This window comes from Cupriavidus sp. FW305-3-2-15-C-LB2 (assembly GCF_058787575.1).
The window spans coordinates 54,602-80,006 of the sequence record NZ_JBYSZW010000018.1; the positions used below are offsets into that span (position 1 = coordinate 54,602).

Annotated in this window: 23 protein-coding genes; 11 read left to right on the forward strand and 12 right to left on the reverse strand. The window is 68.1% G+C overall.

Annotated features, from left to right (window positions below):
• Positions 1-2: 2 nt before the first annotated feature.
• Positions 3-605: a hypothetical protein gene (locus AC3WRR_RS15335; RefSeq protein WP_010814855.1), complete on the reverse strand. Its 603-nt coding sequence runs from the start codon at positions 603-605 to the stop codon at positions 3-5.
• A gap of 154 nt (positions 606-759) precedes the next feature.
• Here AC3WRR_RS15335 and AC3WRR_RS15340 point away from each other — a divergent pair, with 154 nt between their 5' ends.
• The 3 genes from AC3WRR_RS15340 to AC3WRR_RS15350 all read left to right on the forward strand — a co-directional run bounded on the left by AC3WRR_RS15340 (position 760) and on the right by AC3WRR_RS15350 (position 4,170).
• Positions 760-1,263, forward strand: a complete 504-nt coding sequence (locus AC3WRR_RS15340) for a SoxW family protein (protein WP_454749519.1) — start codon at positions 760-762, stop codon at positions 1,261-1,263.
• Between the two features lie 111 nt (positions 1,264-1,374).
• Entirely contained in the window at positions 1,375-1,911 is a 537-nt protein-coding gene (locus AC3WRR_RS15345; RefSeq protein ID WP_010814857.1) for a TlpA disulfide reductase family protein, read from the forward strand.
• A 159-nt stretch (positions 1,912-2,070) separates the two neighbouring features.
• Complete coding sequence (locus AC3WRR_RS15350) at positions 2,071-4,170, forward strand: ATP-dependent helicase (RefSeq protein ID WP_492297370.1); 2,100 nt, start codon at positions 2,071-2,073, stop codon at positions 4,168-4,170.
• 19 nt (positions 4,171-4,189) lie between these two features.
• Here the strand turns inward: AC3WRR_RS15350 and AC3WRR_RS15355 are convergent, their stop codons facing one another.
• From AC3WRR_RS15355 to AC3WRR_RS15375, 5 genes are all read right to left on the reverse strand, one after another.
• Positions 4,190-5,386 carry a class I SAM-dependent rRNA methyltransferase gene (locus tag AC3WRR_RS15355; protein WP_454749517.1) on the reverse strand — a complete coding sequence of 399 codons (1,197 nt, stop codon included), beginning with the start codon at positions 5,384-5,386 and terminating at the stop codon, positions 4,190-4,192.
• 113 nt (positions 5,387-5,499) lie between these two features.
• Positions 5,500-5,805 (reverse strand): YbeD family protein, encoded by a 306-nt coding sequence (locus tag AC3WRR_RS15360; protein WP_010814860.1) that lies wholly within the window; start codon positions 5,803-5,805, stop codon positions 5,500-5,502.
• A 61-nt stretch (positions 5,806-5,866) separates the two neighbouring features.
• Positions 5,867-7,066 (reverse strand): D-alanyl-D-alanine carboxypeptidase family protein, encoded by a 1,200-nt coding sequence (locus AC3WRR_RS15365; RefSeq protein WP_010814861.1) that lies wholly within the window; start codon positions 7,064-7,066, stop codon positions 5,867-5,869.
• Between the two features lie 62 nt (positions 7,067-7,128).
• Complete coding sequence (locus AC3WRR_RS15370; protein WP_010814862.1) at positions 7,129-7,770, reverse strand: alpha/beta hydrolase; 642 nt, start codon at positions 7,768-7,770, stop codon at positions 7,129-7,131.
• Positions 7,771-7,918: 148 nt separating this feature from the next.
• The gene (locus AC3WRR_RS15375) at positions 7,919-8,239 is read right to left on the reverse strand and encodes a (2Fe-2S) ferredoxin domain-containing protein (protein ID WP_010814863.1); all 321 of its coding nucleotides are present in this window, start codon (positions 8,237-8,239) and stop codon (positions 7,919-7,921) included.
• A gap of 393 nt (positions 8,240-8,632) precedes the next feature.
• Here AC3WRR_RS15375 and AC3WRR_RS15380 point away from each other — a divergent pair, with 393 nt between their 5' ends.
• The 8 genes from AC3WRR_RS15380 (at position 8,633) to AC3WRR_RS15415 (ending at position 18,698) form a co-directional block, all read left to right on the forward strand.
• Positions 8,633-9,931, forward strand: coding sequence for a dicarboxylate/amino acid:cation symporter (locus AC3WRR_RS15380; RefSeq protein WP_492297372.1), 1,299 nt, complete (start codon positions 8,633-8,635; stop codon positions 9,929-9,931).
• A gap of 82 nt (positions 9,932-10,013) precedes the next feature.
• Entirely contained in the window at positions 10,014-12,011 is a 1,998-nt protein-coding gene (locus AC3WRR_RS15385) for a sensor histidine kinase (RefSeq protein ID WP_492297374.1), read from the forward strand.
• Positions 12,012-12,019: 8 nt separating this feature from the next.
• On the forward strand, positions 12,020-13,345 hold the full coding sequence (locus AC3WRR_RS15390; RefSeq protein WP_010814866.1) for a sigma-54-dependent transcriptional regulator: 1,326 nt from the start codon (positions 12,020-12,022) through the stop codon (positions 13,343-13,345).
• Between the two features lie 238 nt (positions 13,346-13,583).
• Positions 13,584-14,711, forward strand: a complete 1,128-nt coding sequence (locus AC3WRR_RS15395; protein WP_492297376.1) for an NAD(P)/FAD-dependent oxidoreductase — start codon at positions 13,584-13,586, stop codon at positions 14,709-14,711.
• Between the two features lie 250 nt (positions 14,712-14,961).
• The gene (gene creB, locus AC3WRR_RS15400) at positions 14,962-15,660 is read left to right on the forward strand and encodes a two-component system response regulator CreB (protein WP_439671192.1); all 699 of its coding nucleotides are present in this window, start codon (positions 14,962-14,964) and stop codon (positions 15,658-15,660) included.
• Between the two features lie 9 nt (positions 15,661-15,669).
• Positions 15,670-17,106, forward strand: a complete 1,437-nt coding sequence (gene creC / locus AC3WRR_RS15405; protein WP_454749515.1) for a two-component system sensor histidine kinase CreC — start codon at positions 15,670-15,672, stop codon at positions 17,104-17,106.
• 126 nt (positions 17,107-17,232) lie between these two features.
• Positions 17,233-18,210 (forward strand): NAD(P)H-dependent flavin oxidoreductase, encoded by a 978-nt coding sequence (locus AC3WRR_RS15410; protein WP_010814870.1) that lies wholly within the window; start codon positions 17,233-17,235, stop codon positions 18,208-18,210.
• Between the two features lie 119 nt (positions 18,211-18,329).
• Entirely contained in the window at positions 18,330-18,698 is a 369-nt protein-coding gene (locus AC3WRR_RS15415; RefSeq protein ID WP_011614447.1) for a YbaN family protein, read from the forward strand.
• A gap of 48 nt (positions 18,699-18,746) precedes the next feature.
• Here AC3WRR_RS15415 and AC3WRR_RS15420 read toward each other — a convergent pair whose 3' ends face one another.
• The 6 genes from AC3WRR_RS15420 to AC3WRR_RS15445 all read right to left on the reverse strand — a co-directional run bounded on the left by AC3WRR_RS15420 (position 18,747) and on the right by AC3WRR_RS15445 (position 25,398).
• Positions 18,747-19,997, reverse strand: coding sequence for a phenylacetate--CoA ligase family protein (locus tag AC3WRR_RS15420; protein ID WP_492297378.1), 1,251 nt, complete (start codon positions 19,995-19,997; stop codon positions 18,747-18,749).
• Between the two features lie 86 nt (positions 19,998-20,083).
• Positions 20,084-20,902 (reverse strand): ABC transporter ATP-binding protein, encoded by an 819-nt coding sequence (locus tag AC3WRR_RS15425; protein WP_010814873.1) that lies wholly within the window; start codon positions 20,900-20,902, stop codon positions 20,084-20,086.
• A gap of 78 nt (positions 20,903-20,980) precedes the next feature.
• Positions 20,981-22,318, reverse strand: a complete 1,338-nt coding sequence (locus tag AC3WRR_RS15430) for an ABC transporter substrate-binding protein (RefSeq protein ID WP_010814874.1) — start codon at positions 22,316-22,318, stop codon at positions 20,981-20,983.
• Between the two features lie 90 nt (positions 22,319-22,408).
• Entirely contained in the window at positions 22,409-23,485 is a 1,077-nt protein-coding gene (locus tag AC3WRR_RS15435) for a branched-chain amino acid ABC transporter permease (protein ID WP_010814875.1), read from the reverse strand.
• 24 nt (positions 23,486-23,509) lie between these two features.
• Positions 23,510-24,424, reverse strand: coding sequence for a branched-chain amino acid ABC transporter permease (locus AC3WRR_RS15440; RefSeq protein ID WP_010814876.1), 915 nt, complete (start codon positions 24,422-24,424; stop codon positions 23,510-23,512).
• Between the two features lie 11 nt (positions 24,425-24,435).
• Entirely contained in the window at positions 24,436-25,398 is a 963-nt protein-coding gene (locus AC3WRR_RS15445) for an ABC transporter ATP-binding protein (protein WP_037025387.1), read from the reverse strand.
• Between the last annotated feature and the right edge of the window lie 7 nt (positions 25,399-25,405).

Sequence of the window (25,405 nt, forward strand, 5' to 3'; positions counted from 1 at the left end):
CGTCAGAACGGGTGGAAGCCGCCCAGGAACTGCTCCACCTGCTCGGCCTGGCGCGCGTCGCGCGCGGCATCGCCCGATTCCAGCACCACCGCCTGGTACGCGCGCGTACCCACCGCCACCAGGCGCGCCGTCAGCCGGCGCGGCGACTGGTCCTGCGGCGACACCCCGCTGGCCTGCACTTCCACGCCGGCAAGCGGGCGGCCCGGACGGTCGGCGCTCATCACGGTGACGGGCCGCGCGCGCGGCTCGCCCGACGGCGTGCCGAGGTTGGCCAGCAGGCCGGCCTGCATCGCCGCCAGCGCCTCGCGCCGCAGCGCTTCGTCATCGGCGGGCAGCGTCACCACGCCCACGGCGAACAGCGTGTCGTCGACGCGCGCAGCTTCCATCGTCATCGGCAGCTTGCGCCCGGCAATGGTCACGTCGCGCGCGGCGCTGGTGGGCTTGCCCGGATAGAGCGCGGCGTAGGCGCCCTCGCCGGACTGGATGGTGCGCCAGTCATAGCGCGGTGAACAGGCGCACAGGGCGAATGCCAGCACGGCGGCACAGCACAGCAGCGGGCGGCGGACAGCGGCAGGAAAGCTCGGCGGGGGCGGCACAAGACGCATCGGGAATCCATGGGGGACGGCGCGCGCAGGCTGCGGGCGGCGCTGGCGGACGCCATCGCCTGCGGGCGGAAACCGGTATTATCCCGAAAGCGGCGCTCCAGTGCTTGCTGCGCCGCTCCCGCTCCCGCTACCGCCCTGCCCCCACGTTCCAGCCATGCCTGCCGCCCTCATTGCCCGCCACGCCTTCGCCATAGCCAGCCTGCGCTGGGTGGCCGCGGGTGCGTTGCTGGCAGCCGCGGCCGGCATGCCCGCAGCCGCGGCCAGCCCCGCCCACCTGCCGCCGGCCACCGACCTGGCCGCCCACGGCACCGAGGCCGCGCGCCGCGGCGAGCCGCTGGTGGTGCTGGTGTCGATGCCGGGCTGCAGCTATTGCGACGCGGTGCGCCGCAACTACCTGGGCCCGCAGGCCGCCGCCGGCGAGATTGCCGTGCGCGAGCTCGACATGACAGCCGACACCCCGCTGCGCGACGCCGACGGCAGCCTGACCACCGCGCGCGCGTGGGCCCGGGCGCACCAGGTGCGGGTGGCGCCCACGGTGCTGTTCCTGGACCGCCAGGGCCGCGCCGCCGCCGGCCCGCTGCGCGGCATGCAGCCGGATTTCTACGGCGCCTACCTGGAACAGGCGCTGGACCAGGCACGCGCCACCGTCCGGCGCTGAATCGATCGGGACGCTTGCGGCGGATTGCCGCAGCCCGGCCCCGCGCAGCGCGCGAACGCCTGCGGCATTAGAATGTCCCATTACTGACCGAACCTGCCTGACCCGGATTCCATGACCACTGCTGCCCCTGCCACCAAATCCTCCCGCAAGCCCTGGCCCATCGTCGCGGCCGTGGTCGTGCTCGCGCTGCTGGGCTGGTTCGGCTACCGCGCGCTGGCGCCGGCCAATACGGCCCCGGCGGCCACCTTCACGCTGCTGTCGGGCGAGAAGGTCAGCACCGCCGACCTCAAGGGCAAGGTCTATATGATCAACTTCTGGGCCACCAGCTGCGCCACCTGCGTCAAGGAAATGCCTGACATGGTCCGCACCTATGAGCAGTTCAAGGGCAAGGGGCTGGAATTCGTCGCCGTGGCGATGAACTACGACCCGCCCATGTATGTAATGAACTACGCCAGGACGCGCGGCCTGCCGTTCAAGGTGGCGATGGATTCCGACGGCACCGCGGCCAGGGCCTTCGGCAATGTGCAGCTGACGCCGACCACCTTCGTGGTCGACAAGGACGGCCGCATCCTGAAGCGCTATGTGGGCGAGCCCGAGTGGGATGCGCTGCACAAGCTGCTGGATGGCGCGCTGGCAAAGTCCGCGTAACGCTCCCGCGGCAACCGCAGCGAAAAGGTGCTCATCGAGCACCTTTTTCTGTTTTTACGCACGATCGCCAGGGCAGCAGGTTGCGCGACATCCCTGTATGGATATACAGTTGGCGCCAGCCTTTTTCTGAGTTTTCCGAGCCTTCCCCGAGCCCCGCCTGTGACTTTGGACCTAGCCCCCGCCGCCGACCTCGCTGCCCCTGGAGCCGATGATGTCCCCGCCTACCTGTCCCGGCTCAACCCGGAGCAGCGCGCCGCGGTGGAACACGGCAGCGACGCGCCGCTGCTGATCATCGCCGGCGCCGGCTCGGGCAAGACCAATACGCTGGCGCACCGGGTCGCGCACCTGGTGCTGGCCGGCGCCGATCCGCGACGCATCCTGCTGCTGACGTTCTCGCGCCGCGCCGCGGCGGAGATGGGACGGCGCGTCGAGCGCATCGTCGACCAGGCGCTCGGCACCCAGACCGGCGCGGGGCGCGCGGCGCTGCAGTGGTCCGGCACCTTCCACGCCATCGGCGCGCGCCTGCTGCGCGAATACGCCGAGACCCTGGGCCTGTCGCCCGCCTTCACCATCAGCGACCGCGGCGATGCCGCCGACCTGATGCACGTGGTGCGCCACGACCTGGGCCTGTCGGAGACCGCCAGCCGCTTCCCGAAGAAGGAAACCTGCCTGGCGATCTACTCGCGCGTGGTCAACACCCAGGCGCCGCTGGAAGACGTGCTCAAGCAGCAGTTCCCGCGCTACGCGATGTGGGCGGATGCGCTGCGCACCCTGTTCGCCGGCTATGTCGAGGCCAAGCAGAAGCAGCATGTGCTGGACTATGACGACCTGCTGCTGTACTGGGCGCAGGCCATGGCCGAGCCCACCATCGCGCAGGACATGGGCGCGCGCTTCGACCACGTGCTGGTCGACGAATACCAGGACACCAATGCGCTGCAGGCGTCGATCCTGCTGGCCATGCGGCCGGACGGCCGCGGCCTGACCGTGGTGGGAGACGACGCGCAGTCGATCTACGCCTTCCGCGGCGCCACCGTGCGCAATATCCTGGACTTCCCGGCGCAGTTCACGCCGGCCGCGCAGCAGGTCACGCTGTCGCAGAACTACCGCTCGACGCAGCCGATCCTGCAGGCCGCCAACGCCGTGATCGGGCTGGCGGCCGAGCGCTATACCAAGGACCTGTGGTCCGAGCGCGCCTCGGCCGAAAAGCCCGGCGTGATCGTGGTCAACGATGAGGCCGACCAGGCCCGCTACGTGGTCGAGCAGGTGCTGGCGCGGCGCGAGGCCGGCCTGACGCTGATGGCACAGGCGGTGCTGTTCCGCGCCGCCGACCACAGCGCGCAGGTAGAGATCGAGCTGGCCCGGCGCAATATCCCGTTCGTGAAGTTCGGCGGGCTGAAATTCCTGGAATCGACCCACGTCAAGGACGCGCTGGCGGTGGTGCGCTGGCTGGAGAACCCGCGCGACCGCATGGCGGGCTTCCGCACGCTGCAGCTGCTGCCCGGCATCGGCCCCAAGACCGCGGCGCGCGTGCTCGATGCGCTGGCGCTGGCCACCGAGCCCTTGTTCGCGCTGGAGCAATTCGAGCCGCCGCCGGCCGCAGCGCCCGCCTGGGCCGACCTGCTGGCGCTGGCGCGCGCGCTGATGGCGCCCACCTCGCCGTGGCCGTCGGAGTTCGAGCAAGTGCTGGCCTGGTACGCGCCGCACCTGGAGCGCCTGCACGACGATGCCGCCGCGCGCCAGGCCGACCTGCAGCAGCTGGAGCGCATCGCCGCCACCTACGGCGCGCGCGAGCGCTTCCTGACCGAACTGACGCTGGACCCGCCCAGCGCCTCCAGCGACGAATCCGGCGTGCCCTCGCGCGACGAGGACTACCTGATCCTGTCGACCATCCACTCGGCCAAGGGCCAGGAATGGAAGGCGGTGTACGTGCTCAATGCGGTCGACGGCTGCATGCCGAGCGACCTGGCGACCGGCACCACCGAAGAGATCGAGGAAGAACGGCGGCTGCTCTATGTGGCAATGACGCGGGCCAGGGACCACCTGGACATCGTGGTGCCGCAGCGCTTCTACGTGCACCAGCAGGTGGGCTTCGGCGACCGGCATGTGTATGCGTCGCGCACGCGCTTCCTGCCCAACCGCGTGATGCCCAACTTCTACAGCCGCTCGTGGCCACCCCCGCCGATGCCGGGCGAAGGGCCGGCCAGACCCGCGCTGGCGCCGGTGGACCTGGCCAGCCGGATGCGGAATATGTGGCGCTGACCAGCGCCACACATCCGTCTTACGCTACCTTCTCCAGCAGCAAACCCTTGAGGTACTCGCCTTCCGGGAACGCCGCCAGCATCGGGTGATCCGTGCCGGCCGACAGCCGCCGCAGGATGCGTGCATCGGCGCGCGCATCGGTCACCGCGCCCGCCACGATCTTCTGGAACAGCTCCATGCTGATCGCGCCCGAGCACGAGTAGGTGAACAGCAGCCCGCCCGGGCGCAGCAGCTGCATGCCGACCAGGTTGATTTCCTTGTAGGCGCGCGCGGCGCGGTCGATATGCTGCGCCGACGGGGCGAACTTGGGCGGGTCCAGCACGATCAGGTCGAACTGGCGGCCCTCGGCGCGGAATTCACGCAGGGTCTTGAACACGTCGGCATCGAGCCAGGTGGCGCGCTCGGGTTCGAAGCCGTTGAGCGTGACATTGCCCGCGGCGATCTTCAGCGCCTCGCCCGACGAATCGATCGAGGTCACCGAGGTGGCGCCGCCGCGCAGCGCCGCCAGCGAGAAGCCGCCGGTATAGCAGAAGCAGTTCAGCACCTCGCGCCCGCCGGCCAGGTCGCCCACCAGCTTGCGGTTGTCGCGCTGGTCGACATAGAAGCCGGTCTTGTGGCCGTTGCGCACGTCGACGTAGTAGCGCACGCCGTGCTCGGTGACCGACAGCGCCGGATCCGGCTCGGCGCCGGCCAGCACCCCGGTCACCAGCTCCAGGCCTTCGCGCTGGCGCACGGCGGCGTCGGAACGCTCATAGACGTTGGGGCAGCCGGTTTCCTTGACCAGTGCCTGCACGATCGCGGTCTTCCAGTGTTCCACGCCGGCCGAATTGAACTGGCACACCAGCTGGCCCTTATCACCGTTGCCGTAGTAGTCGACGATCAGGCCGGGCAGCCGGTCGGATTCGCCGAAGATCAGCCGCACTGCGTCGCTGTCCTTCACCCATTGGCGCCGGTAGGCAACGGCCGCGGCCACGCGGCGCTTGAACAGGGCGTGGTCGACCGGCTCGTTTTCATCGAAGGTCCACGCGCGCGCGCGGATCTGCGACTCGGGGCTGTAGGCGGCCTTGGCCAGGAAGCGGCCGTCGGCGGCGCGCACGATCACGGTCGCGCCCGGCTCGCAGCGCCCTTCGGTCGTGGCAATGCCGGTGGCGTAGATCCACGGGTGGCGGCGCAGCAGGGATTTTTCCTTGCCGGGTTTCAGGGTGATGGTGTTCATGTTGGTATGGGGAAACTGCAGACCACCAGCAATTGAAACTGGCGCGAACGCATCAAGGCGACTCCCCTCTCCCGCGCGCGGGAGAGGGGAGAAAACAATGCGGGAAGGACAGGTTAGAGGACGACCTTCACCATCGGATGCGAAGTCAGCGCCCGATACAAGTCGTCGAGCTGCTCGCGGCTGGTGACCCACACCGTCACGGTCAGGCCCAGGTAGTTGCCGCCGCTGGAGGGGCGCATTTCCATCTTGCCGGCGTGGAAGTCGGGATCGAACTCCTGCACCAGCGTGACGATGGCCTCGGCAAAGCCGTCCTGCATCGCGCCCATCACCTTGATGGGAAAGTGGCTGGGGTATTCGATCAGCGACTGCTCCGGCGGGATGTCGCCCGGCTTGTTGCTGCCTTGCTTGTCGGTTGTCATGTCGGATTCTCCGGCACGAAACCGGCGCGCCGCATGGCGCGCCGGCTTACGCGCATTCAGGTCACTTGCGCTTGAACCACAGGCGGATGGTGTCCCACAGGCGGCCGAAGAAGCCGGCCTCGGGCACTTCTTCCAGCGCCACCACCGGGAACTCCGCCACCTTGTTGGTGCCGTCCATCAGCTTGACCATGCCCACCTGCTGGCCTGCCGAGATCGGCGCGATCAGCAGTTCCTGGCGCTCCAGCACCGGCTTGAGGCGTCCGCCGGTGCCCTTGGGCACGGTGACGAAGGTCTCGTTCTGCACGCCGATCTTGACCGTGCCGCTCTTGCCCTTGTAGATGTCCGGCGTGGCCAGCACCTGGCCCTTGTCGTACAGGCGCAGCGTATCGAAGAACTGGAAGCCGTAGTTGAGGATCTTCAGGCTTTCCTGGGTGCGCACCTGTTCGGTGGTGGTGCCGATCACGATCGAGATCAGGCGGCGCGAGCCGTCCGGCACGTTGGCCAGCGGCCGCTTGGCCGACGAGATCAGGCAGTAGCCGGCGGACTTGGTGTGGCCAGTCTTGACACCGTCCACGGTCGGGTCGATGTACAGCAGGCGGTTGCGGTTGGGCTGCCTGATCTTGTTATAGGTGAACTCCTTCTGCGAGTACATGGCGTAGTACTCGGGAAAGTCCTTGATCAGGCGCGTGGTCAGCGTGGCCAGGTCGACCGCGGTGGTGTAGTGGTTCGGGTCGGGAATGCCGTCGGTGTTGGTGAAGTGGGTGTTCTTCATGCCCATGCGCTGGGCCTCGCGGTTCATCATCGCGACGAAGCCCTCTTCCGAGCCGCCCACGGCTTCGGCCAGCGCCAGCGCGGCGTCGTTGCCCGACTGCACGATCAGGCCCAGCAGCAGGTCCTGCACGGTGACCGGCTTGTTGGGCTCGATGAACATGCGCGACTCGTCGCTTTTGACCTTGAGCACCACGCTGGTCGGCACCACCGCCTGGTCCAGCGTCAGGCGCTTTTCCTTGAGTGCCTCGAACGCCAGGTAGGCCGTCATCAGCTTGGTCAGCGAGGCCGGCTCGATGCGCGCATCGGCATTCTGCGACGCCAGGGCCTGGCCGCTGGTCACGTCATACAGCATCCACGACTTGGCTGCGACTTGCGGCATCGGCACGCCCTGCGCCAGGACGGCGGCAGGCGCGGCGGCCAGCACGATGGCGGCGGCGATGGCGGCGGGAGCAAAAGCGGACGAAAGGCGTGTCGTGGCTCGATTCAGCATGTTTCTGTTTTCCGACAGTAAGAAGGTGGCGCGGGGATGGTCCGGGTGGCGGCGTGCCGGCCTCACCGGTCCCACGCATTGACGACGAGCTGCTTGATCAGGTGCAGCTTGCGGTGAAAGAAATGGTCGGCGCCGGGGATCACGATCACCGGCAGCTCCTGCGGGCGGGCCCAGTCGAACACGCTGGCCAGCGGCACGGTGTCGTCCTGTTCGCCATGGATCACGATGGTGTCGGCCGGCACCTCGGCTACCTGCCAGCGGCTGGCGGCGGTGCCCACCAGCACCAGGCGCTGCGCGGGCGTGCCGGCCTCGGCCAGGCGGCGCGCCACGTGGGTGGTGACGAAGCTGCCGAACGAGAACCCGCCCATGGCCAGCGGCAGCGTTGCGGCCTGTGCCGACCACGCGGTCTGCTGGCGCATCCAGGCCACCACGGCCAGCAGGTCGTCCTGCTCGGCGATGCCGTTGTCATGCTCGCCGGCGCTGCCGCCGACGCCGCGGAAGTTGGGGCGCACCGTGGCATAGCCCAGTTGCACGAAGCTGCGCGCCAGCGTCTGCGCGACCTTGTTGTCCTTGGTGCCGCCGAACAGCGGATGCGGATGCGCTACCAGCGCCAGGCCGCGCGGCTCACCTTGCGGCAGGTCTACCGAGAGATCGATCGCACCGGCGGGACCGGCGATGGAAAGTACCTGGGTATGCGCGTTCATGATGGCGGTCAGGATGGCGGTGAAGCCAGCGCCCGGCGGGAAGCCCGGGCAAAAATGAAAAAACCGTCCGGCTGGCGGGCGGCGGAGCAATACGGCAAAGCGGCAAAACAGGGAAGCAACAAGCCGGCATGCGCCGGCTTCGGTTGGTTCAGCGGTCCACCATCAGCCGTTCGACAGGCTTGCCCTTCATCAGGTGGCTGTCGATGATTTCATCGATGTCGTGCTCGTCGACAAAGGTGTACCAGATGGCCTCGGGGTAGACCACCAGCACCGGGCCGAGTTCACAACGGTTCAGGCAGCCTGCCTTGTTGATGCGCACGCGGCCTTCGCCGCCGGCGATGCCCAGTTCCTTGCAACGCTTCTTGGCGTATTCCTGCATCGCCTGGGCGTTGTGGTTGGCGCAGCAGTTCTCGCCGGCCTCGCGCTGGTTCAGGCAGAAGAAGACGTGGTGCTGGTAGTAGCTGCTCATGCGTACGGTGTGAGAAGGCGGCCCCGGACGGCGGCACGGCCCGGACGGCATTGAACGGAAGCTCGGAATTATACGGTGTCGCGGCGGCATGGCCGCGATGGCGGCGCCCTGGCACGGCGGTCTAAGTTGCCGCCGGCCCCCATCGGGTGGCGCTTCGCGCACCTGCGATGCATCCGGCATTCCGAAACCCCGGAGTCGCGCCGTCCGGATTTCCGGAATCCCGGAGGCCGCGCGCCCCTGCCGGGCCGGTGTTTCCTTGTGAATCAACCAGTTAGCAATGCCGGTTTGACTGGCACGGCGGTTGCGAATTCCCGTCCCTGAACGCGCCGCAACCGTGACGGCGCGCGGCCCGAGCGATAGCGCCCGGGTACGGTCAACACCGAGGACGACATCATGAGAAAACCCTTCTACAAGATCCTGTACGTGCAGGTCCTGTTCGCCATCTGCGTCGGCATCCTGCTCGGCCACTACTGGCCCGACACCGGCGTGGCCATGAAGCCGCTCGGCGATGGCTTTATCAAGCTGATCAAGATGATCATCGGCCCGATCATCTTCTGCACCGTGGTGACCGGCATCGCCGGCATGAGCGACATGAAGAAGGTCGGCCGCGTCGGCGGCAAGGCGCTGCTGTACTTCGAGGTGGTGTCGACCTTCGCATTGCTGATCGGGCTGGGCGCCGCGCACCTGCTCAAGCCGGGCGTGGGCTTCAACATCGACCCGGCCACGCTGGACACCAAGGCGATTGCCCAGTACGTGTCCAAGGCGCACGGCCAGAGCACGGTCGAGTTCCTGATGCACATCATCCCGGACACGGTCTTCAGCGCCTTCGCCAACGGCGACATCCTGCAGATCCTGCTGGTGTCGCTGTTCTTCGGCGCCGCGCTGGCCGTGCTCGGCGAACGCGCGCGCATTGTGGTGCAGCTGATCGAGCAGGTCTCCAAGGTGTTCTTCCATATCGTCCACGTGATCACCAAGGTGGCCCCGATCGGCGCCTTCGGCGCGATGGCGTTCACCATCGGCAAGTACGGCCTGGGCTCGCTGGTGCCGCTGCTCAAGCTGATCGGCACCTTCTACTTCACGGCCATCATCTTCGTGCTGGTGGTGCTGGGCACGATCGCACGCATGACCGGCTTCAGCATCGTGCGCTTCATCTCGTACATCAAGGAAGAGCTGCTGATCGTGCTGGGCACCAGCTCGTCGGAAGCGGCGCTGCCGCACATGATGGAGAAGCTGGAAAAGCTCGGCTGCTCGCGCTCGGTGGTGGGCCTGGTGGTGCCCACCGGCTATTCGTTCAACCTGGACGGCACCAACATCTACATGACGATGGCGGTGATCTTCATCGCGCAGGCCACCGGCATCGAGCTGACGCTGATGCAGCAGCTGACCATCCTGGCGGTGGCGATGATCACCTCCAAGGGCGCCAGCGGCGTGACCGGCTCGGGCTTCATCACGCTGGCCGCGACGCTGGCGGTGGTGCCGACCATCCCCGTGGCGGGCATGGTGCTGATCCTCGGCATCGACCGCTTCATGAGCGAGTGCCGCGCGCTGACCAACATCATCGGCAACGGCGTGGCCACGGTGGTGGTCTCGGCATGGGAGCGCGAGCTTGACCGCAAGCGCCTGGCCAGCGTGCTGAACGGCGGCAGCGGCGATGTGGCGGATCTTGCCGACGTGGGCCAGGGCGTCCACTGAGGGCGCCACCACCGCTGCGCGGACGGCTGCCCCGGCCGCCCGCCAGCAGGTATCATCGGCGCGACAGCCCCCGCGCGCGCCGATGACCCACTCAGACGATTTTCTCGCCGTGCATGACCCCGCCGCCACCCGTCCGGCCCACGCGCCGGACGTCGGCAGCGGGCGGTGGTGGGGCTTTGCCGTGGCGCTGGCCGCGGGTCTCCTGCTGCTGTGCGCGCTGACCTGGCTGGTCTCGGTCCAGCGCGGCCTGGCCAGCCTCCAGCAAAGCACGGCCACGCGCGCCGACCGCTACGCCGCCACGCTGGAAAGCACCCTCGACCGCTACGAATTCCTGCCCGCGCTGGTCTCGCTGCACCCCTTCGTGCGCGGGCTGCTGGACTCCCCCGACGACCCGCAACGCGTGGCCGCCGCCAACCAGTACCTGGCGGAGGTCAACCGCCGCGCGCATGCCTCGGCCACTTATGTGATCGCCGCCAACGGCATTGCGCTGGCGGCCAGCAACCACGGCCAGCCCGGCAGCTTTGTCGGCACAGACTACCGCTTCCGCCCCTACTTCCAGACCGCCGCGGGCGGCAAGATGGGGCGCTTCTATGCCATCGGCATCACCAGCGACGAGCCCGGCTACTACCTCGCGCAGCCGGTCGAGTCCGGCGGCAAGGTCATCGGCGTGACCGTGGTCAAGCTCAACCTGGAGTGGTTCCAGCGCGCCGGCAGCGGCGCCGAGCCGCTGATGGTCAGTGACGACCATGGCGTGATCTTCCTGTCGTCGGTATCGGCCTGGCAGTACCGCACCCTGCGCCCGCTGCCGCCGCCGCTGCAGGCCGAGATGGAAAAGACACGCCAGTACCACGGCCGCGCGGTGACGCCGCTGCCGCTGGAGCCGCTGACCTCGCCGGTCACGCGCTGGCTGGCGGACACCACGCTGGCCGACGGCGCGCGGCTGGTGCGCGTGCGCGACGAATCGCCCGCCAGCAAGACCACCTCTGCCCCGGACGGCGCCGAACGCGCCGCCCGCTACCTGGAACTGGACCGCACGGTCGGCGCGGCTGGCTGGACCATGCAGGTGATGGCGCCGCTGGAGCCGGTGCTGGCCAATGCGCGCAACGCCACCGTGGCGGCGGCGCTGGCCTATGCCTGCATCTGCCTGCTGCTGGTCAACTGGCGCCAGCGCCGCCAGCGCGCGCGCGACATGCAGTACAGCCGCCGCCTGCTTGAAGCCGCCTACGACCAGCTGGAGCGCCGCGTCGAGGCCCGCACCGCCGACCTGATGGCGATCAATGAAAAGCTGGAAGATGAAGTGGCCGAGCGTACCCGTGCTGAAAGCGAGCTGCGCGCGGCCCAGGACGAACTGGTGCAGGCCAGCAAGCTGGCCGCGCTGGGGCAGATGGCGGCCGGCATCACGCATGAGCTGAACCAGCCGCTGGCGGCGCTGCGCACGTTCTCGGACAACACCCGCGTGCTGCTGGAGCGCGGCCAGCTGGCCGCGGCCGAAGGCAACCTGACCGCCATTGCCGACCTGACCGAGCGCATGGGCAAGATCACCGGGCAGCTCAAGCTGTTCGCAGGCAAGGCGCGCCCGGTGCACCGGCCGGTCGCGCTGCGCGCCGCGGTCGATCATGTGCTGGCGCTGCTGGCACCGCGCCTTGGCGCGGTCACCGTCAACGTCACCGGCCTGGACGCCCTGCCCGGGCTGGCCGTGCGCGCCGATGAGCTGAAGCTGGAGCAAGTGCTGCTGAACCTGCTCGGCAACGCGCTGGATGCGATTGCGGCGGCCGCGCCGGCGCAGGGACAGATCGATCTTGAGGTACAGGCAAAAGACCACGCCGTCACCATCGTCGTGCGCGACAACGGCACTGGCATCGCGCCACAAGCGCTGCCGCGCCTGTTCGAACCCTTCTTCACTACCAAGGAAACCGGGCAGGGTCTGGGGCTGGGGCTGGCGATCTCGTCGTCGATCGTGCGCGAGTTCAACGGCCAGCTGAGCGTGGCCAACGTGCCCGGCGGCGGCGCGCAGTTCACGCTGGTGCTGGCGCGCGCCCCCGCCATCGATCCGGCGCCATCGGTTTCCGCCTCTCAATGAGTATTGCCATGCAAGACGGTCTGCGTGTCCTGTTTGTCGAAGACGAGCCGCTGGTGCGCCAGGCCACCGCGCAGAGCCTGGAGCTGGCCGGCTTCGCGGTGCTGGCGCTGCCCTCCGCCGAGGCCGCGATCCCGCACCTGCACGGCGCCTTTGCCGGCGTGGTGGTGACCGACGTGCGCCTGCCCGGCGCCAGCGGGCTGGACCTGCTGCAGCACTGCCGCAACGCCGCGCCGGGCGTGCCGGTGATCCTGGTGACCGGCCACGGCGACATCACCATGGCCGTGCAAGCCATGCGCGAAGGCGCCTACGACTTTATCGAAAAGCCCTTCGGCGCCGACCGCCTCACCGACACTGTGCGCCGCGCGCTGGAACGCCGCGCGCTGGAACTGGAAAACCAGGCGCTGCGCCGCGAACTGGCCGGCCCCGCGGCGGGCACGCGCATCATCGGCCGCTCGCCCGCGATCGGGCAGGTGCGCGCGCTGGTGGCCAATGTCGCGCCCACCGACGTGCCGGTGATGATCAACGGCGAGACCGGCACCGGCAAGGAACTGGTGGCGCGCAGCCTGCACGCGCTGTCCGGCCGCGCCGAAGGCCCGTTTATCGCGCTGAACTGCGGCGCGGTGCCCGAGGCCATCTTCGAGAGCGAGATGTTCGGCCACGAGGCCGGCGCCTTCACCGGGGCCGGCAAGCGCCGCATCGGCAAGCTCGAGCATGCCTCGGGCGGCACGCTCTTCCTCGACGAGATCGAGAGCATGCCGCTGGCGCTGCAGGTCAAGCTGCTGCGGGTACTGCAGGAAGGCTCGCTGGAGCGGCTGGGGTCGAATGCCTCGGTGAAGATCGATGTGCGCATCGTCGCCGCGGCCAAGGGCGACATGGATGCGCTGGTGGCACAGGGCAGCTTCCGCGAGGACCTGTATTACCGGCTGAACGTGGTCACCATCGCGCTGCCGCCGCTGCGCGAGCGGCGCGAGGACATCGTGCCGCTGTTCGAGCATTTCTCGCTGGTGTCCGCGGTGCGCTACCAGCGGCCGGCGCCGATCCTGTCCGAGGCGCAACGCCAGGCACTGGCCCAGCGTCCCTGGCCGGGCAATGTGCGCGAGCTGCGCAATGCGGCGGATCGGATGGTGCTGGGCGTGCCGGAGGGCGGGCAGGCAGGTGCGCAGGCCGCGGGCCCCGATGAAACCGCGCCGCTGCGAGAGCGGATGGAGCACTTCGAGCGCGCGGTGATTGCGGATGCACTGGCACGCACCGGCGGCGCGGTCAGCCAGGCGGCGGACTTGCTGCAAGTCGGCAAGGCCACGCTCTATGACAAAATCAAGCGCTACGGGCTGTGATGTCATGCTGTCTTCATTGCGCTGCCATGCCGCCGTCACATTGGCGGCCTATTCTTCGATGGCGGCTGCGGCATTGGCAGGTGCCCGCCGTGTGTATCAATCTTCGTGGTAATTGACGGCCCCGCGTATGCGGGGCGTTTTTTTGGGTTGTGCACCCCGCCCCGCCACTTCACACTCGCCACACATTCCCCTCACCCCCGCTGGCCAGACTGGAGCCCTGCCATCTCCGGGACCCGCCATGCCCTCCTTCGACTACGACATCGTCATCGCCGGCGCCAGCTTTGCCGGCGCCGCCTGCGCCCTGGCCGCGGCGCGCGCCGGCCTGCGCGTGCTGGTGCTGGAACGCAAGACCGATCCCGGCGACAAGCTCCACACCACCGGCATCCTGGTCAAGGAAGCCATCGAGCAGACCTGGCTGGGCCGCGCGCCGGCCGATTGCGTGCACCGCGTGGAGCAGGTGCGGCTGTACTCGCCCAGGCTGCGCAGCATCGACCTGAGTGCGCCCGGCTATTATTTCCACACCACCGATACGCCGCGCCTGATGCGCTGGCTGGCCGCCGAGCTGGTGCGCCACCGGGTCGCGCTGCGCCTGGGCCAGGCGTTCGTGGGCGCGGTGCCGCGCAACGGCGGTTGGCATGTGACCGGCGTGGGCAATACGCGCTATCTGGTCGGCGCGGATGGCGCGAAATCGCGCGTGGCCCAGTGTGCCGGGCTGGGGCGCGTGCACAGCTTCCTGTATGGCGTGGAGTATGAGTTCCCGGGACTGGCGCTGCCCGAGCCGGGCGCGCTGCACTGCTTCATCACCCGGCGCTTCGCACCCGGCTATATCGGCTGGATCGCGCAGAACCCCACCGGCGTGCAGGCCGGCCTGGCGCTGCGCTACCTGCCTCGGCACGGCCGCGCGCCAGACCTGGACGGTCTGCTGGCGCATGTGCGCGAGCGCGCCGGCCTGCCGCAACTGGCGCAGCCTGCGGCGACGCGCGCGGGGCTGATCCCATGCGGCGGCCCGGCCTTCCCGCTGGCGCGCGACGGCGTGATCCTGACGGGAGATGCCGCCGGCATCGTGTCGCCGGTCACCGCCGGGGGCATCCACTATGCCTTTGCCCATGGCGAGTCGGTCGGCCAGGCCGTGGCCGCGCACCTGCTGCGCGGCGGCCCGGCCCCGGAAGCGGCCGCCACCGCCGGCGCGCCGCGCTTTCGCGCCAAACGTGCGCTGCGCTGGATGTTCGACCGCTTCCAGTGCGACTGGCCCTTCGACCTGATGCTGTACTCGCCGCCGCTGCGCTGGGCGGCGGAGCAGATCTATTTCCACAAGCGCCGAGGCGAGGATCCCGCGCCGCCGCCGCGCGCAGCCACCAGCGCCTGACCGGCTGGTCCACTGAATCACTGAAATGGGAGGCGAAGGACATGTCATGCGGGATGCAGCGCTAGGGCGAAGCAGGGGTTTCGGATTGCATGGCAATCCGCCTGCGTAGCGGCATGCGCTTGCAAGCGCATGTGCGCCCTGCAAGGGCAGGGCGCAGCAATAGCACGGCTATTGCGAGCATTTGCAACGACGCGATGCGCCCGCATGACATGGCAGGCGCCGACCGATTTCAGTGATTCAGTGGACTAAAATGCCGGGCATGGAACAACCGCGGATCCTGGTGGTGGAAGACGAGCAGGCCATCGCCGACACCATCCTCTATGCCTTGCGCACCGACGGCATGCTGGCCGAGCACTGCACGCTCGGCGGCGTCGCGCTCGAGCGCATGCGCGCCGGCGCGGCCGACCTGGTAATCCTGGACGTGGGCCTGCCGGATCTGAGCGGTTTCGAGGTCTGCCGCACGCTACGCACGTTCAGCAATGCGCCGGTGGTCTTCCTGACCGCGCGCCATGAAGAGATCGACCGCATCGTCGGGCTGGAAATCGGCGCCGACGACTACGTGGTCAAGCCCTTCTCGCCGCGCGAGCTGGCCGCGCGCGTGCGCGCCATCCTGCGCCGGGCGCGCGGCGGCGGTGCTACCGCGGCGAAGAGCGACGAAGTTGCCGGCTTCACGCACGACAAGGACGGCGCGCGCCTGGCCTACCGCGGCCGCTGGCTGGAGCTGACCCGCTACGAGTACCTGCTGCTGGCCTGGCTGGTGACACATCCGGGCCGCATCTACTCGCGCGCGCAGCTGATGGAGTGCGTCTGGGAAGATGCACTCGACACCAGCGACCGCACCGTCGACACCCATATCAAGACCCTGCGCGCCAAGCTGCGGGAGGCTTCCGCCGACGGCGCCGAGCGCATCCGCACCCATCGCGGCATGGGCTATTCGCTGGAACCCTGAGCGCACGCCATGCATATCGGCCTGCGCATCTTCTTCGGCTTCTTCCTGATCGTGGGACTGGCCACGGTGCTGACGCTGCGCGTGTTTGTGCAGGAGGTCAAGCCCGGCGTGCGCCAGGCCATGGAAGACACGCTGATCGACACCGCGCACGTGCTGGCGGCGCTTGCCGCCGACGACATGAAGGCCGGACGCATTGCCGACGGCGATTTCGCGCGGCACATGGCGGCGCTGCGCGATGTGGCGGTGAATGCCGATGTGTCGGGCCTGCACAAGGACAGCATCGGCTACCGCGTCTACGTGACCGATGCCAACGGCATCGTGCGCTTTGACTCCACCGGTACTGACGTGGGCCGCGACTATTCGCGCTGGAACGATGTCTACCTGACGCTGCGCGGCAAGTACGGCGCACGCAGCACGCGCACCGACCCCGACGACGAGGCCAGCACCGTGATGCACGTGGCCGCGCCAATACGCGACGCGGACGGCGAGCGCATCATCGGCGTGCTGACCGTGGCCAAGCCCAATGCGGCGATGGCGCCCTTCATCGAGCGCAGCCAGCGCAAGATCCTGCTCTACGGCGGCCTGCTGATCGGCGCTGCCTGCGTGATCGGGCTGGCCTGCACGCTGTGGCTGGCGCATGGACTTAGCCGGCTGCGCGGGTATGCGCGCGCGGTGGCGGCCGGCGAGCGCGCGGAGATGCCGCTGCGCGGCGGCAGCGAGCTGGCCGAGCTGGGCCGCGCGGTGCAGGGCATGCGCGAGCGGCTGGAAGACAAGCAGTATGTCGAGCACTACATCCACACGCTGACCCATGAGATGAAGAGCCCGCTGGCCGCGATCGGCGGCGCCGCCGAGCTGCTGCAGGAAGAGATGCCGGCGGCGGACCGCCAGCGCTTCGTCGCCAATATCCGTGCACAATCCGGGCGGCTTGAAACCATGATCCGCAAGCTGCTGGCGCTGGCCGATGTCGAGCAGCGCCAGCGCCTGGAAGTGCGCGAGCCGGTGCGGCTGGCGCCGCTGCTGGCGCAACTGGGCAGCGAGCTGGAACCGCGCGCGCGCCAGCGCGGCGTCACGCTGCGGCTGGCCGCCGACGCCAGCCCGGACCTGGTCGCCGGCGATCCGTTCCTGCTGCGCCAGGCCATCGCCAACCTGCTGGAGAATGCCATCGATTTCGCCCCGCCGGACAGCGAAGTCATGGTGCGGCTGGAGCGCCGCGGCGGCGCGCTGGCCATCGCCGTCGCCGACCAGGGCCCGGGCATCCCCGACTACGCGCTGCCGCGCGTGTTCGAGCGCTTCTACTCGCTGCCACGCCCGCACGGTGCGGACAAGAGCACCGGCCTGGGCCTGTGCTTTGCACGCGAGGTGGCAACGTTGCATGATGGCGATGTAACGCTGGCCAACCGCCCCGGCGGCGGCGCGCTGGCGGAACTGACCCTTCCGGCCGGGTAGTTCGACGAGGTGACCGGACCGGCATAGACTGGGGCTTCTAACGTGACCGCGCTGAAACTCCCTATAATCGAACGACCGTTCATTTAGGGCACCTGCACTGTGCCCGTCAGTAGTTCAGGAGACACCATGCCCGCCGCCAAGCAACTGCCCCAGGCCCTGCAGAACCTGGCCCTGCCCGTCATCGCCTCGCCCATGTTCATCGTCAGCTACCCGGAGCTGGTGCTGGCGCAGTGCAAGGCCGGCATCGTCGGCTCATTCCCGGCGCTCAATGCGCGCCCGGCGGAGCTGCTCGACGAGTGGCTCACCCAGATCGAAGGCGAGCTGGCCACCTTCAAGGCCGCCAACCCGGGCGCGCAGGTGGGCCCGGTCGCGGTCAACCAGATCGTGCATACCTCGAACGCGCGGCTCGAACACGACGTAAAGGTGTGCGTGGACCACAAGGTGCCGATCTTCATCACCTCGCTGCGCGCACCGGTCAAGGAAATGATCGACGCGGTGCACAGCTATGGCGGCATCGTGCTGCACGACGTGATCAGCATGCGCCATGCCGAGAAGGCGATCGAGGCCGGCGTCGACGGCCTGATCCTGGTGGCCGCCGGCGCCGGCGGCCATGCCGGCATGCTGTCGCCGTTCGCGCTGGTGGGCGAGGTGCGCAAGATCTTCGACGGCCCGATCGCGCTGTCGGGCTCGATCGCCACCGGCGAGGCGGTGCTGGCCGCGCAGGCCATGGGCGCGGACTTTGCCTACGTCGGCACGCGCTTTATCGCCTCGCAGGAGGCCCACGCGGCGGAATCGTACAAGCAGTCGATCACCAGCTCGGCCGCCGCCGATATCATCTACACCAACCTGTTCACCGGCGTGCACGGCAACTACATCCGCGAAAGCATCAGCAACGTGGGGCTGGATCCGGACAACCTGCCGGTGGCCGACAAGAGCAAGATGGACTTCTCCAGCGGCGCCTCCAAGGCCAAGGCATGGAAGGACGTCTGGGGCGCCGGCCAGGGCGTGGGCCAGATCCACGACATCCCCACCGCCGGCGAAATCGTCGCGCGCATGAAAGCGGAGTACGATGCCGCCAAGGCGCGCCTGGGTATCGCGCGCTAACCGAGGTTTTTACCGGGCCGCTATTGCGGCCCTTCATTCAACCATTGCCTGGTCCAAGCTCCACCACCCCGCCCGATTCCGACGCCACGTTGAGCCGCCGGCAGCAGGCGCTGCGCGCCATGTGGGTGGTGCTGGGCGCGGTCTTCCTGCTGTTGGGGGTGATCGGCATCTTCCTGCCGGTGCTGCCGACCACGCCATTCGTGCTGCTGGCCGCGGCATGCTTCGCGCGGGGATCCCGGCGCTTCCATGAATGGCTGCTGGGACATCCGCGCTTCGGGCCGCTGGTCAGCGACTGGCAGCGCAATCGCAGCATTCCCTTCCGGGCCAAGTGCCTGGCGTTGTCGATGATGTGGGCGTCGATGGGGACGACCGCGTGGATGCTGCGGGCGCGGCCGCTTGCTTCGGCGGCGCTGCTGGCTTGTGCGGTGGGGGTGAGCGTGTGGATGGTCAGGCTGCCGACGCGGCCGGTGGAGGGGGGGAAGTCCTGACCTGCCCTGCATCAAAGGCCCCGCCCATGCGGGGCCTTTGACTTGTCTTCAGTCGTATCGCCGCGCATCCTCGATCAGCTTCCCATCCTGCGGCAACGACCCCGCCGCAACGAAAGCTACTTCACCGCGCAGCCGCATCACTTCGCGCAGCGATTCCGCCACCGCACGCTGCAAGTCACCATCCTCGCGTGTAGCCTCGCAGCGCAGCGTCATCACGTCCGCGCCTGGGTCGCCAGTCACCACCAGCCGCGCCGCGCGGATCTCCGGATGCCGCCGCAGCACGTCTGCCACCTGCCCGGGATGCACGAACATGCCCTTGACCTTGGTGGCCTGGTCGGCACGGCCCAGCCAGCCCTTGAGTCGGATATTGGTGCGCCCGCACGGGCTGGGCCGCTGCGACGACTCCGCCACGATGGCCGAGAGGTCGCCGGTGCCGAAGCGGATCAGCGGGTAGTCGCCGTTGCCCAGCACCGTCACCACCACCTCGCCGGTCTCGCCCTCGGGCATCGGCCGGGAACCGCCGGGCTCGACGATCTCTACCAGCACGCCCTCGTCCACCACCCAGCCATCGCCGCCCTCGGTCTCATAGGCAATCAGGCCGACATCCGCGGTGCCATACATCTGCTGCACGCGCACGCTGCGCGCCTGGAACCAGGCACGCAGCGACGGCGGCAGCGCCTCGCCCGAGACCAGCGCCTTGGCCAGGCTGGTGCAGGGCGTGCCCAGCTCGTCGCCGCGCTCCAGCAGCAGCTTCAGGAACGACGGCGTGCCGGCGTAGGCCGTGGGCTGCAGGCTGGCCAGCGCCTGCACCTGCGAATCGGTCTGGCCGACGCCGGCCGGGAACACGCAGCAGCCCAGCCGGTGCGCGCCGGTCTCCATCATCATGCCGGCCGGGGTGAAGTGGTAGGAGAAGGTGTTGTAGACCAGCTCGCCGGCGCGGAAGCCCGCCGCATGCATGGCGCGGGCCACGCGCCACCAGTCGGCGTCATGGCCGTCGGGTTCATGGATCGGGCCGGGCGACTGGAACACATGGCGCAGCTTGCCCAGCGGCGTGGCGTTGAGCCCGCCCAGCGGCGGCAGTGCGCGCTGGCGCGCGGTCAGGTCCGACTTGCGCGTGACCGGCAGCGCCGCCAGCGCCGCGCGCGAGCTCAGCAGCCGCGGGTCGACGCCGCCCAGCATCTCGGCAAAGTAAGGCGCGTTGTCGCGCGCATGGGCCACCTGGCGTGCCAGGGCGGCAAGGAGCGCCTGCTCGCGGACTTCCGGCGCGCGGGTTTCGAGCGAATCGAAGTGTTCTGGCATGGTGCTATGCGTCAGGGAATGGGATGCGGCATGCCGCCGCGCCGCTGGGCGCGTGGTGGCAATGCCGGATGAAATCGGTCGGGTGCCTACGCCAGCCAGCGCTTGCGGCGCCGGTAGCTCTTCACATCGCGGAACGACTTGCGCCCGGCACCGTCGTCCGCATCGTTGGCGGCCACGCCCAGGTAGAACTCCTTGACGTCCTCGTTGGTGCGCAGCGACTCGGCGTCGCCGTCCATCACCACGCGGCCGTTTTCCAGGATGTAGCCGTAGTCGGCATAGCGCAGCGCCACCATGGTGTTCTGCTCGGCCAGCAGGAAGCTGACGTTCTCGCGCGAATTCAGGCCGCGCACGATCTCGAAGATCTCCTCGACGATCTGCGGCGCCAGCCCCATCGAAGGCTCGTCCAGCAGGATCATCGCGGGCTTGGCCATCATGGCCCGGCCGATCGCGCACATCTGCTGCTCGCCGCCGGAGGTGTAGCCGGCCTGCGACTTGCGGCGCGTCTTCAGCCGCGGGAAGTATTCGTAGATCTTTTCCAGCTCGTCGCGCGTCTGGCCGCGCGACAGGCCGCGCGTGTAGGCACCGGTGAGCAGGTTCTCTTCGATGGTCAGGTGCGCGAAGCAGTGGCGCCCTTCCATCACCTGGATCACGCCGCGGCGCACCAGGTCGTTGGGCGTGAGCTGGTCGACGCGGTCGCCGCGATATTCGATCGAGCCCTTGGTGACATCGCCGCGCTCGGCCTGCAGCAGGTTGGAGATGGCCTTGAGCGTGGTGGTCTTGCCCGCGCCGTTGGCGCCGAGCAGCGCCACGATCTTGCCTTCCGGCACTTCGAGCGAGACGCCCTTGAGCACCAGGATCACGTGATCGTAGATGACTTCGATATTGTTGACGGACAGAAGGCTCATGGTGCGGCTCGTGTTGGTAAGACGGTTCGGCTCAGGCGAGCACGCGGCGCCAGGCACCGCATGCCCGCCAGGTTGCTATCAGGACTTCGAACAAGCCGGCGTAATCCCCTTCTCCTTCGCGTACTGCGCCGCCGTGGCCTTGAACAGCGGGTGGATCAGGCCCTTGTTGCCCTCGATCCAGTCCGACACCACCACCCACTTGGTGCCGTCCCACTGCTGGATCTTCACCTTGCCCGAGCCCTCGTGGTTGTCGCAGCTGGTCTTGATCTCGGGCAGCAGGCCGGTCGCGCCCAGTTGCTGCAGGCGCGCGTTGGTCAGGTTCAGGTTCTCGAAGGCCCAGCGCATCTGCTCGCCGGTCATGGGCTTGCCCTTGCCGAACTTGGCCTGCGCCACGCGCACCGCTTCCACCGTCACCACCGCCGCCGACACGCCGCGGTTGTACAGCACCGAACCCACCTTGTTCTTGTCCTGCATATTGCCCTTGCCGGCACCGTAGACCACCTTCTCGATATCGGCGATCAGCGGCACGTTGCGGCCCGCCACGTTCCAGGTGGCGCTCATGTAGCCCTTGGAGGCATCACCCGCCGGCACCGTGTCTTCCTCCGAGCCGGCCCACCACGAGCCGATTATCTTGTCGCGCGCAAAACCCACCTTCTGCGCGGCCTTCAGCGCGGTCTGGTTCATCACGCCCCAGCCCCAGAAGATCACGTAGTCGGGGTTCTCCTGGCGAATCTTCAGCCACTGCGCGCCCTGCTCGTTGCCGGGGTGCGCCACCGGGATCTCCACCAGGTTGAACTTGCCCAGCTTGGCCTCGGCCTGCAGCGCCACGATCGGCTCCTTGCCATAGGCCGAGTCGTGATACAGGTAGACGATCTTCTTGCCGGCCAGCGAGCCGCCGTTCTTCGAGGCCAGGTACTTGACGATGGCCGAGACCTGCATCTGGTACGTAGTCACCAGCGGGAACGCATACGGGAACACCGAGCCATCCACCGCGTCGGTGCGGCCGTAGCCCATCATCACCAGCGGCACCTTGTCGGCAGCGGTCTTGTCGACCAGCGCGTACGAGATGCCGGTGGACATGGCGTGGTAGGCCGTGCCCTTGGTGGTGGCGTTCTTGGACTTCAGGCGTTCATAGCACTCCACGCCCTTGGCGTTGTTGTACTCGGTCTCGCACTCTTCCCACGACAGCTTGACGCCGTTGACCCCGCCTTCCTTCAGGTTGACGTAGTTGAGGTAGTCGATGAAGCCGCCATACCAGGACTGGCCGTTGGCGCCATACGGCCCCACGCGGTAGCTTGGCAGCGCCACGAACTGCTCGTTGCTCTGCGCCATGGCCGGCGCCGCCGGCGCCAGCAGTGCCGCCGCGGCGCTGACCACCAGGGCGGCGCGTTGCACATTGCGAATCAGGTTGGTCATGACAGTCTCCATCGCCCTCAAGGGAGCGTTTCGTTATGCGTAAGCTTCAGAACTTCACACAGGAACTGCGGTAATACAGGCCCCCTCCCGTCAATGAGGGAACGGCCACAGCCTCAGCTTCTCCTTGGCGATCTGCCACAGCCGGGCCAGCCCGTGCGGCTCCACGATCAGGAAGAAGATGATCAGCCCGCCGAACACCATCAGCTGGATGTGCGACACGGTGGCATTGGTGAATGGCAGGTGCAGCAGCGCGGCCAGCGACGGCAGCACGTTGTCCAGGAAGATCGGCAGCAGCAGGATGAAGGCCGCGCCCAGGAACGAGCCCAGGATGCTGCCCACGCCGCCGATGATGATCATGAACAGCACGCGGAACGACAGGTCCAGCGAGAAGCCGTCCGGCTCGACCGAGCCCAGGTAGCAGAACGCATAGAGCGCGCCGGCCACGCCGCAGTAGAACGAGCTGACCGCGAACGCCAGCAGCTTGGTGCGCATCAGTGGGATGCCGATCACCTCTGCCGCCACGTCCATGTCGCGCACCGACATCCATGCGCGCCCGGTGGCCGAGCGCACCAGGTTCTTGGCCGCCAGCGCCAGCACCGTGACGATGGCCAGCACGAACAGGTACTTCTTCAGCGGGGTGTCGATGGCGAAGCCGAACAGGTCCAGCCGCTGCGCCGTGATCACGCCCGACGAGCTGTTGTTGGAGAACCAGGGGAACTTGGTCAGCGCCCACACCACGAAGAACTGCGCCGCCAGCGTCGCCACCGCGAGGTAGAAGCCCTTGATGCGCAGCGACGGCAGGCCGAAGGCCACCCCCACCAATGCCGCGGAAAGGCCCGCCATCACGAATGTCAGCAGCACCGGCATGCCTTCCACGCGCAGCTGGAAATTGTAGGCCGCGTAGGCACCCACCGCCATGAAGGCCGCGGTACCGAGCGACAGCTGGCCGGCATAGCCGGTCAGGATATTCAGCCCCAGTGCCGCCAGCGAGAAAATCAGGAACGGGATCAGGATGGCCGAGAACCAGTATTCCGACCCGACGAACGGGATCGCCACGAAGGCCACCGCCATCAGCACGGCAAAGCCGATGCGGTCCTGGCGGATGGGAAAGATCTGGCTGTCGGCGACGTAGCTGGTCTTGAACTGGCCGGCTTCACGATAAAACATGGCAAGTCTCCTGTGCGAAGTCGGTCAGACGCGATCGATGTGTTTCTCGCCGAACAGCCCTTCGGGCCGCACCAGCAGAAACAGCAAGGCAAACACATACGGGAACCACCCTTCGATGCCGCCGAAGTTGCCCCCGAACATCGACTGGAACACCGGCGGGATATAGATCTCGGCCAGCTTCTCCGAGGCACCGATGATCAGCCCGCCGACGATGGCGCCGGGCACCGAGGTGAAGCCACCCAGGATCAGCACCGGCAGCGCCTTGAGCGCGGTCAGCGTGAGCGCGAACTGCACGCCATTGCGCGAGCCCCACAGCATGCCGGCCACCAGCGCGACGAAACCCGCCACGCCCCACACGATCGCCCAGATGTTCTGCAGCGGGATGCCCAGCGACAGCGCCGCCTGGTGGTCGTCAGCGACCGCGCGCAGCGCACGTCCGACCTTGGTGTACTGGAAGAACAGCGCCAGCGATCCAACCAGCAGGCCGGCAATGGCCGCCGCCGCAATATCGAACTTGGACAGCACGATGTTGAAGTTGGTCATGATCGACTCGATCGGCTCGTCGACGATGCCCAGGTTGATCGGGCGCACCTCATTGCCGAACAGCAGCGGCCCCAGGCCCTCGAGGAAGAACGACAGCCCGATGGTCGCCATGAACAGCGTGATCGGCGGCTGGTTGACCAGCTTGCGCAGCACGAAGCGCTCGGTGCTCATGCCGACCAGGATCATCACCACGAAGGCGCCGATCACCGCGGCCCACATCGGCAGGCCCTTGTCCATCAGCCCCACCACCGCCAGCGCGGCGAAGTACACCATCGCGCCCTGGGCAAAGTTGAACACGCCCGAGGCCTTGTAGATCAGCACGAAGCCCAGCGCCACCAGCGAGTACATCAGGCCAGAGAGCAAGCCGCCGATCAGGATTTCAAAGAAGAACGTCATGGTTCAGAGCCTCAGTGCGAAGTGCCCAGGTACGCCTTGATCACGTCAGGGTTGCCCTTGACCTCTTCCGGCGTGCCGTCGCCGATCTTCTTGCCGTAGTCGAGCACCACCACGCGGTCGGAGATATCCATCACCACGCCCATGTCGTGCTCGATCAGCACGATGGTGGTGCCGAACTGCCGGTTCACGTCCAGGATGAAGCGGCACATGTCCTGCTTCTCTTCCACGTTCATGCCGGCCATGGGCTCGTCCAGCAGCAGCATCGAGGGCTCGGCCGCGAGTGCGCGCGCCAGTTCGACGCGCTTCTGCAGGCCATACGGCAGGCGCCCGACCGGGGTCTTGCGGATCGACTGGATCTCGAGGAAGTCGATCACTTCCTCGACCTTCTGGCGATGGCGCATCTCTTCGTTGCGCGCCGGGCCCCACCACAGCGCGTGGGCGAAGAGCCCGGTGCGGAACTGCGTGTTGCGCCCGGTCATGATGTTGTCCAGCACCGTCATGCCCTTGAACAGCGCGATGTTCTGGAAGGTACGCGCAATGCCCTGGCGCGCCGCGGCGGTCGGGTGCATCTGCTTGCGCTCCTCGCCGCGGAACACGATGCGTCCCTGCTGCGGGTGATAGACGCCGTTGATCACGTTGAGCATCGAACTCTTGCCGGCGCCGTTGGGGCCGATGATGGCGCGCACCTCGTGCTCGCACACATCGAACGAGATATCGGTCAGCGCCTTGACCCCGCCGAACGACAGCGAGATATGCTGCAGGTCCAGGATCACCTCGCCGCCGGTGCGCGCCTGTTCGCCGGTGCGCTGCGCGCGCTGCGTGCCGGGATGCGCGCCGCTGTCATCCGTCAGTTCCGCAGGAGACATCGGACCCGTAGGTGCGATCGCGCCGCCGCTGCCGGCACCGCTGGCATCCGTGCGTGCCGTCCCCGCCCATTCGCGCTGCCCCGCGCCTTGCCAGGCTACTTGCGTCATCTTGCTG

Coding starts and splice junctions, on each gene's coding strand:
- AC3WRR_RS15345 (WP_010814857.1), top strand. CDS start 1,375: ATGACCACTGCTGCCCCTGCCACCAAATCCTCCCGCAAGCCCTGGCCC.
- AC3WRR_RS15355 (WP_454749517.1), bottom strand. CDS start 5,386: ATGAACACCATCACCCTGAAACCCGGCAAGGAAAAATCCCTGCTGCGC.
- creC (WP_454749515.1), top strand. CDS start 15,670: ATGCATATCGGCCTGCGCATCTTCTTCGGCTTCTTCCTGATCGTGGGA.
- AC3WRR_RS15380 (WP_492297372.1), top strand. CDS start 8,633: ATGAGAAAACCCTTCTACAAGATCCTGTACGTGCAGGTCCTGTTCGCC.
- AC3WRR_RS15395 (WP_492297376.1), top strand. CDS start 13,584: ATGCCCTCCTTCGACTACGACATCGTCATCGCCGGCGCCAGCTTTGCC.
- AC3WRR_RS15415 (WP_011614447.1), top strand. CDS start 18,330: ATGTGGGTGGTGCTGGGCGCGGTCTTCCTGCTGTTGGGGGTGATCGGC.
- AC3WRR_RS15375 (WP_010814863.1), bottom strand. CDS start 8,239: ATGAGCAGCTACTACCAGCACCACGTCTTCTTCTGCCTGAACCAGCGC.
- AC3WRR_RS15445 (WP_037025387.1), bottom strand. CDS start 25,398: ATGACGCAAGTAGCCTGGCAAGGCGCGGGGCAGCGCGAATGGGCGGGG.
- AC3WRR_RS15425 (WP_010814873.1), bottom strand. CDS start 20,902: ATGAGCCTTCTGTCCGTCAACAATATCGAAGTCATCTACGATCACGTG.
- AC3WRR_RS15335 (WP_010814855.1), bottom strand. CDS start 605: ATGCGTCTTGTGCCGCCCCCGCCGAGCTTTCCTGCCGCTGTCCGCCGC.
- AC3WRR_RS15435 (WP_010814875.1), bottom strand. CDS start 23,485: ATGTTTTATCGTGAAGCCGGCCAGTTCAAGACCAGCTACGTCGCCGAC.
- AC3WRR_RS15420 (WP_492297378.1), bottom strand. CDS start 19,997: ATGCCAGAACACTTCGATTCGCTCGAAACCCGCGCGCCGGAAGTCCGC.
- AC3WRR_RS15440 (WP_010814876.1), bottom strand. CDS start 24,424: ATGACGTTCTTCTTTGAAATCCTGATCGGCGGCTTGCTCTCTGGCCTG.
- AC3WRR_RS15430 (WP_010814874.1), bottom strand. CDS start 22,318: ATGACCAACCTGATTCGCAATGTGCAACGCGCCGCCCTGGTGGTCAGC.
- AC3WRR_RS15390 (WP_010814866.1), top strand. CDS start 12,020: ATGCAAGACGGTCTGCGTGTCCTGTTTGTCGAAGACGAGCCGCTGGTG.
- creB (WP_439671192.1), top strand. CDS start 14,962: ATGCCGGGCATGGAACAACCGCGGATCCTGGTGGTGGAAGACGAGCAG.
- AC3WRR_RS15370 (WP_010814862.1), bottom strand. CDS start 7,770: ATGAACGCGCATACCCAGGTACTTTCCATCGCCGGTCCCGCCGGTGCG.
- AC3WRR_RS15410 (WP_010814870.1), top strand. CDS start 17,233: ATGCCCGCCGCCAAGCAACTGCCCCAGGCCCTGCAGAACCTGGCCCTG.
- AC3WRR_RS15340 (WP_454749519.1), top strand. CDS start 760: ATGCCTGCCGCCCTCATTGCCCGCCACGCCTTCGCCATAGCCAGCCTG.
- AC3WRR_RS15365 (WP_010814861.1), bottom strand. CDS start 7,066: ATGCTGAATCGAGCCACGACACGCCTTTCGTCCGCTTTTGCTCCCGCC.
- AC3WRR_RS15360 (WP_010814860.1), bottom strand. CDS start 5,805: ATGACAACCGACAAGCAAGGCAGCAACAAGCCGGGCGACATCCCGCCG.
- AC3WRR_RS15385 (WP_492297374.1), top strand. CDS start 10,014: ATGACCCACTCAGACGATTTTCTCGCCGTGCATGACCCCGCCGCCACC.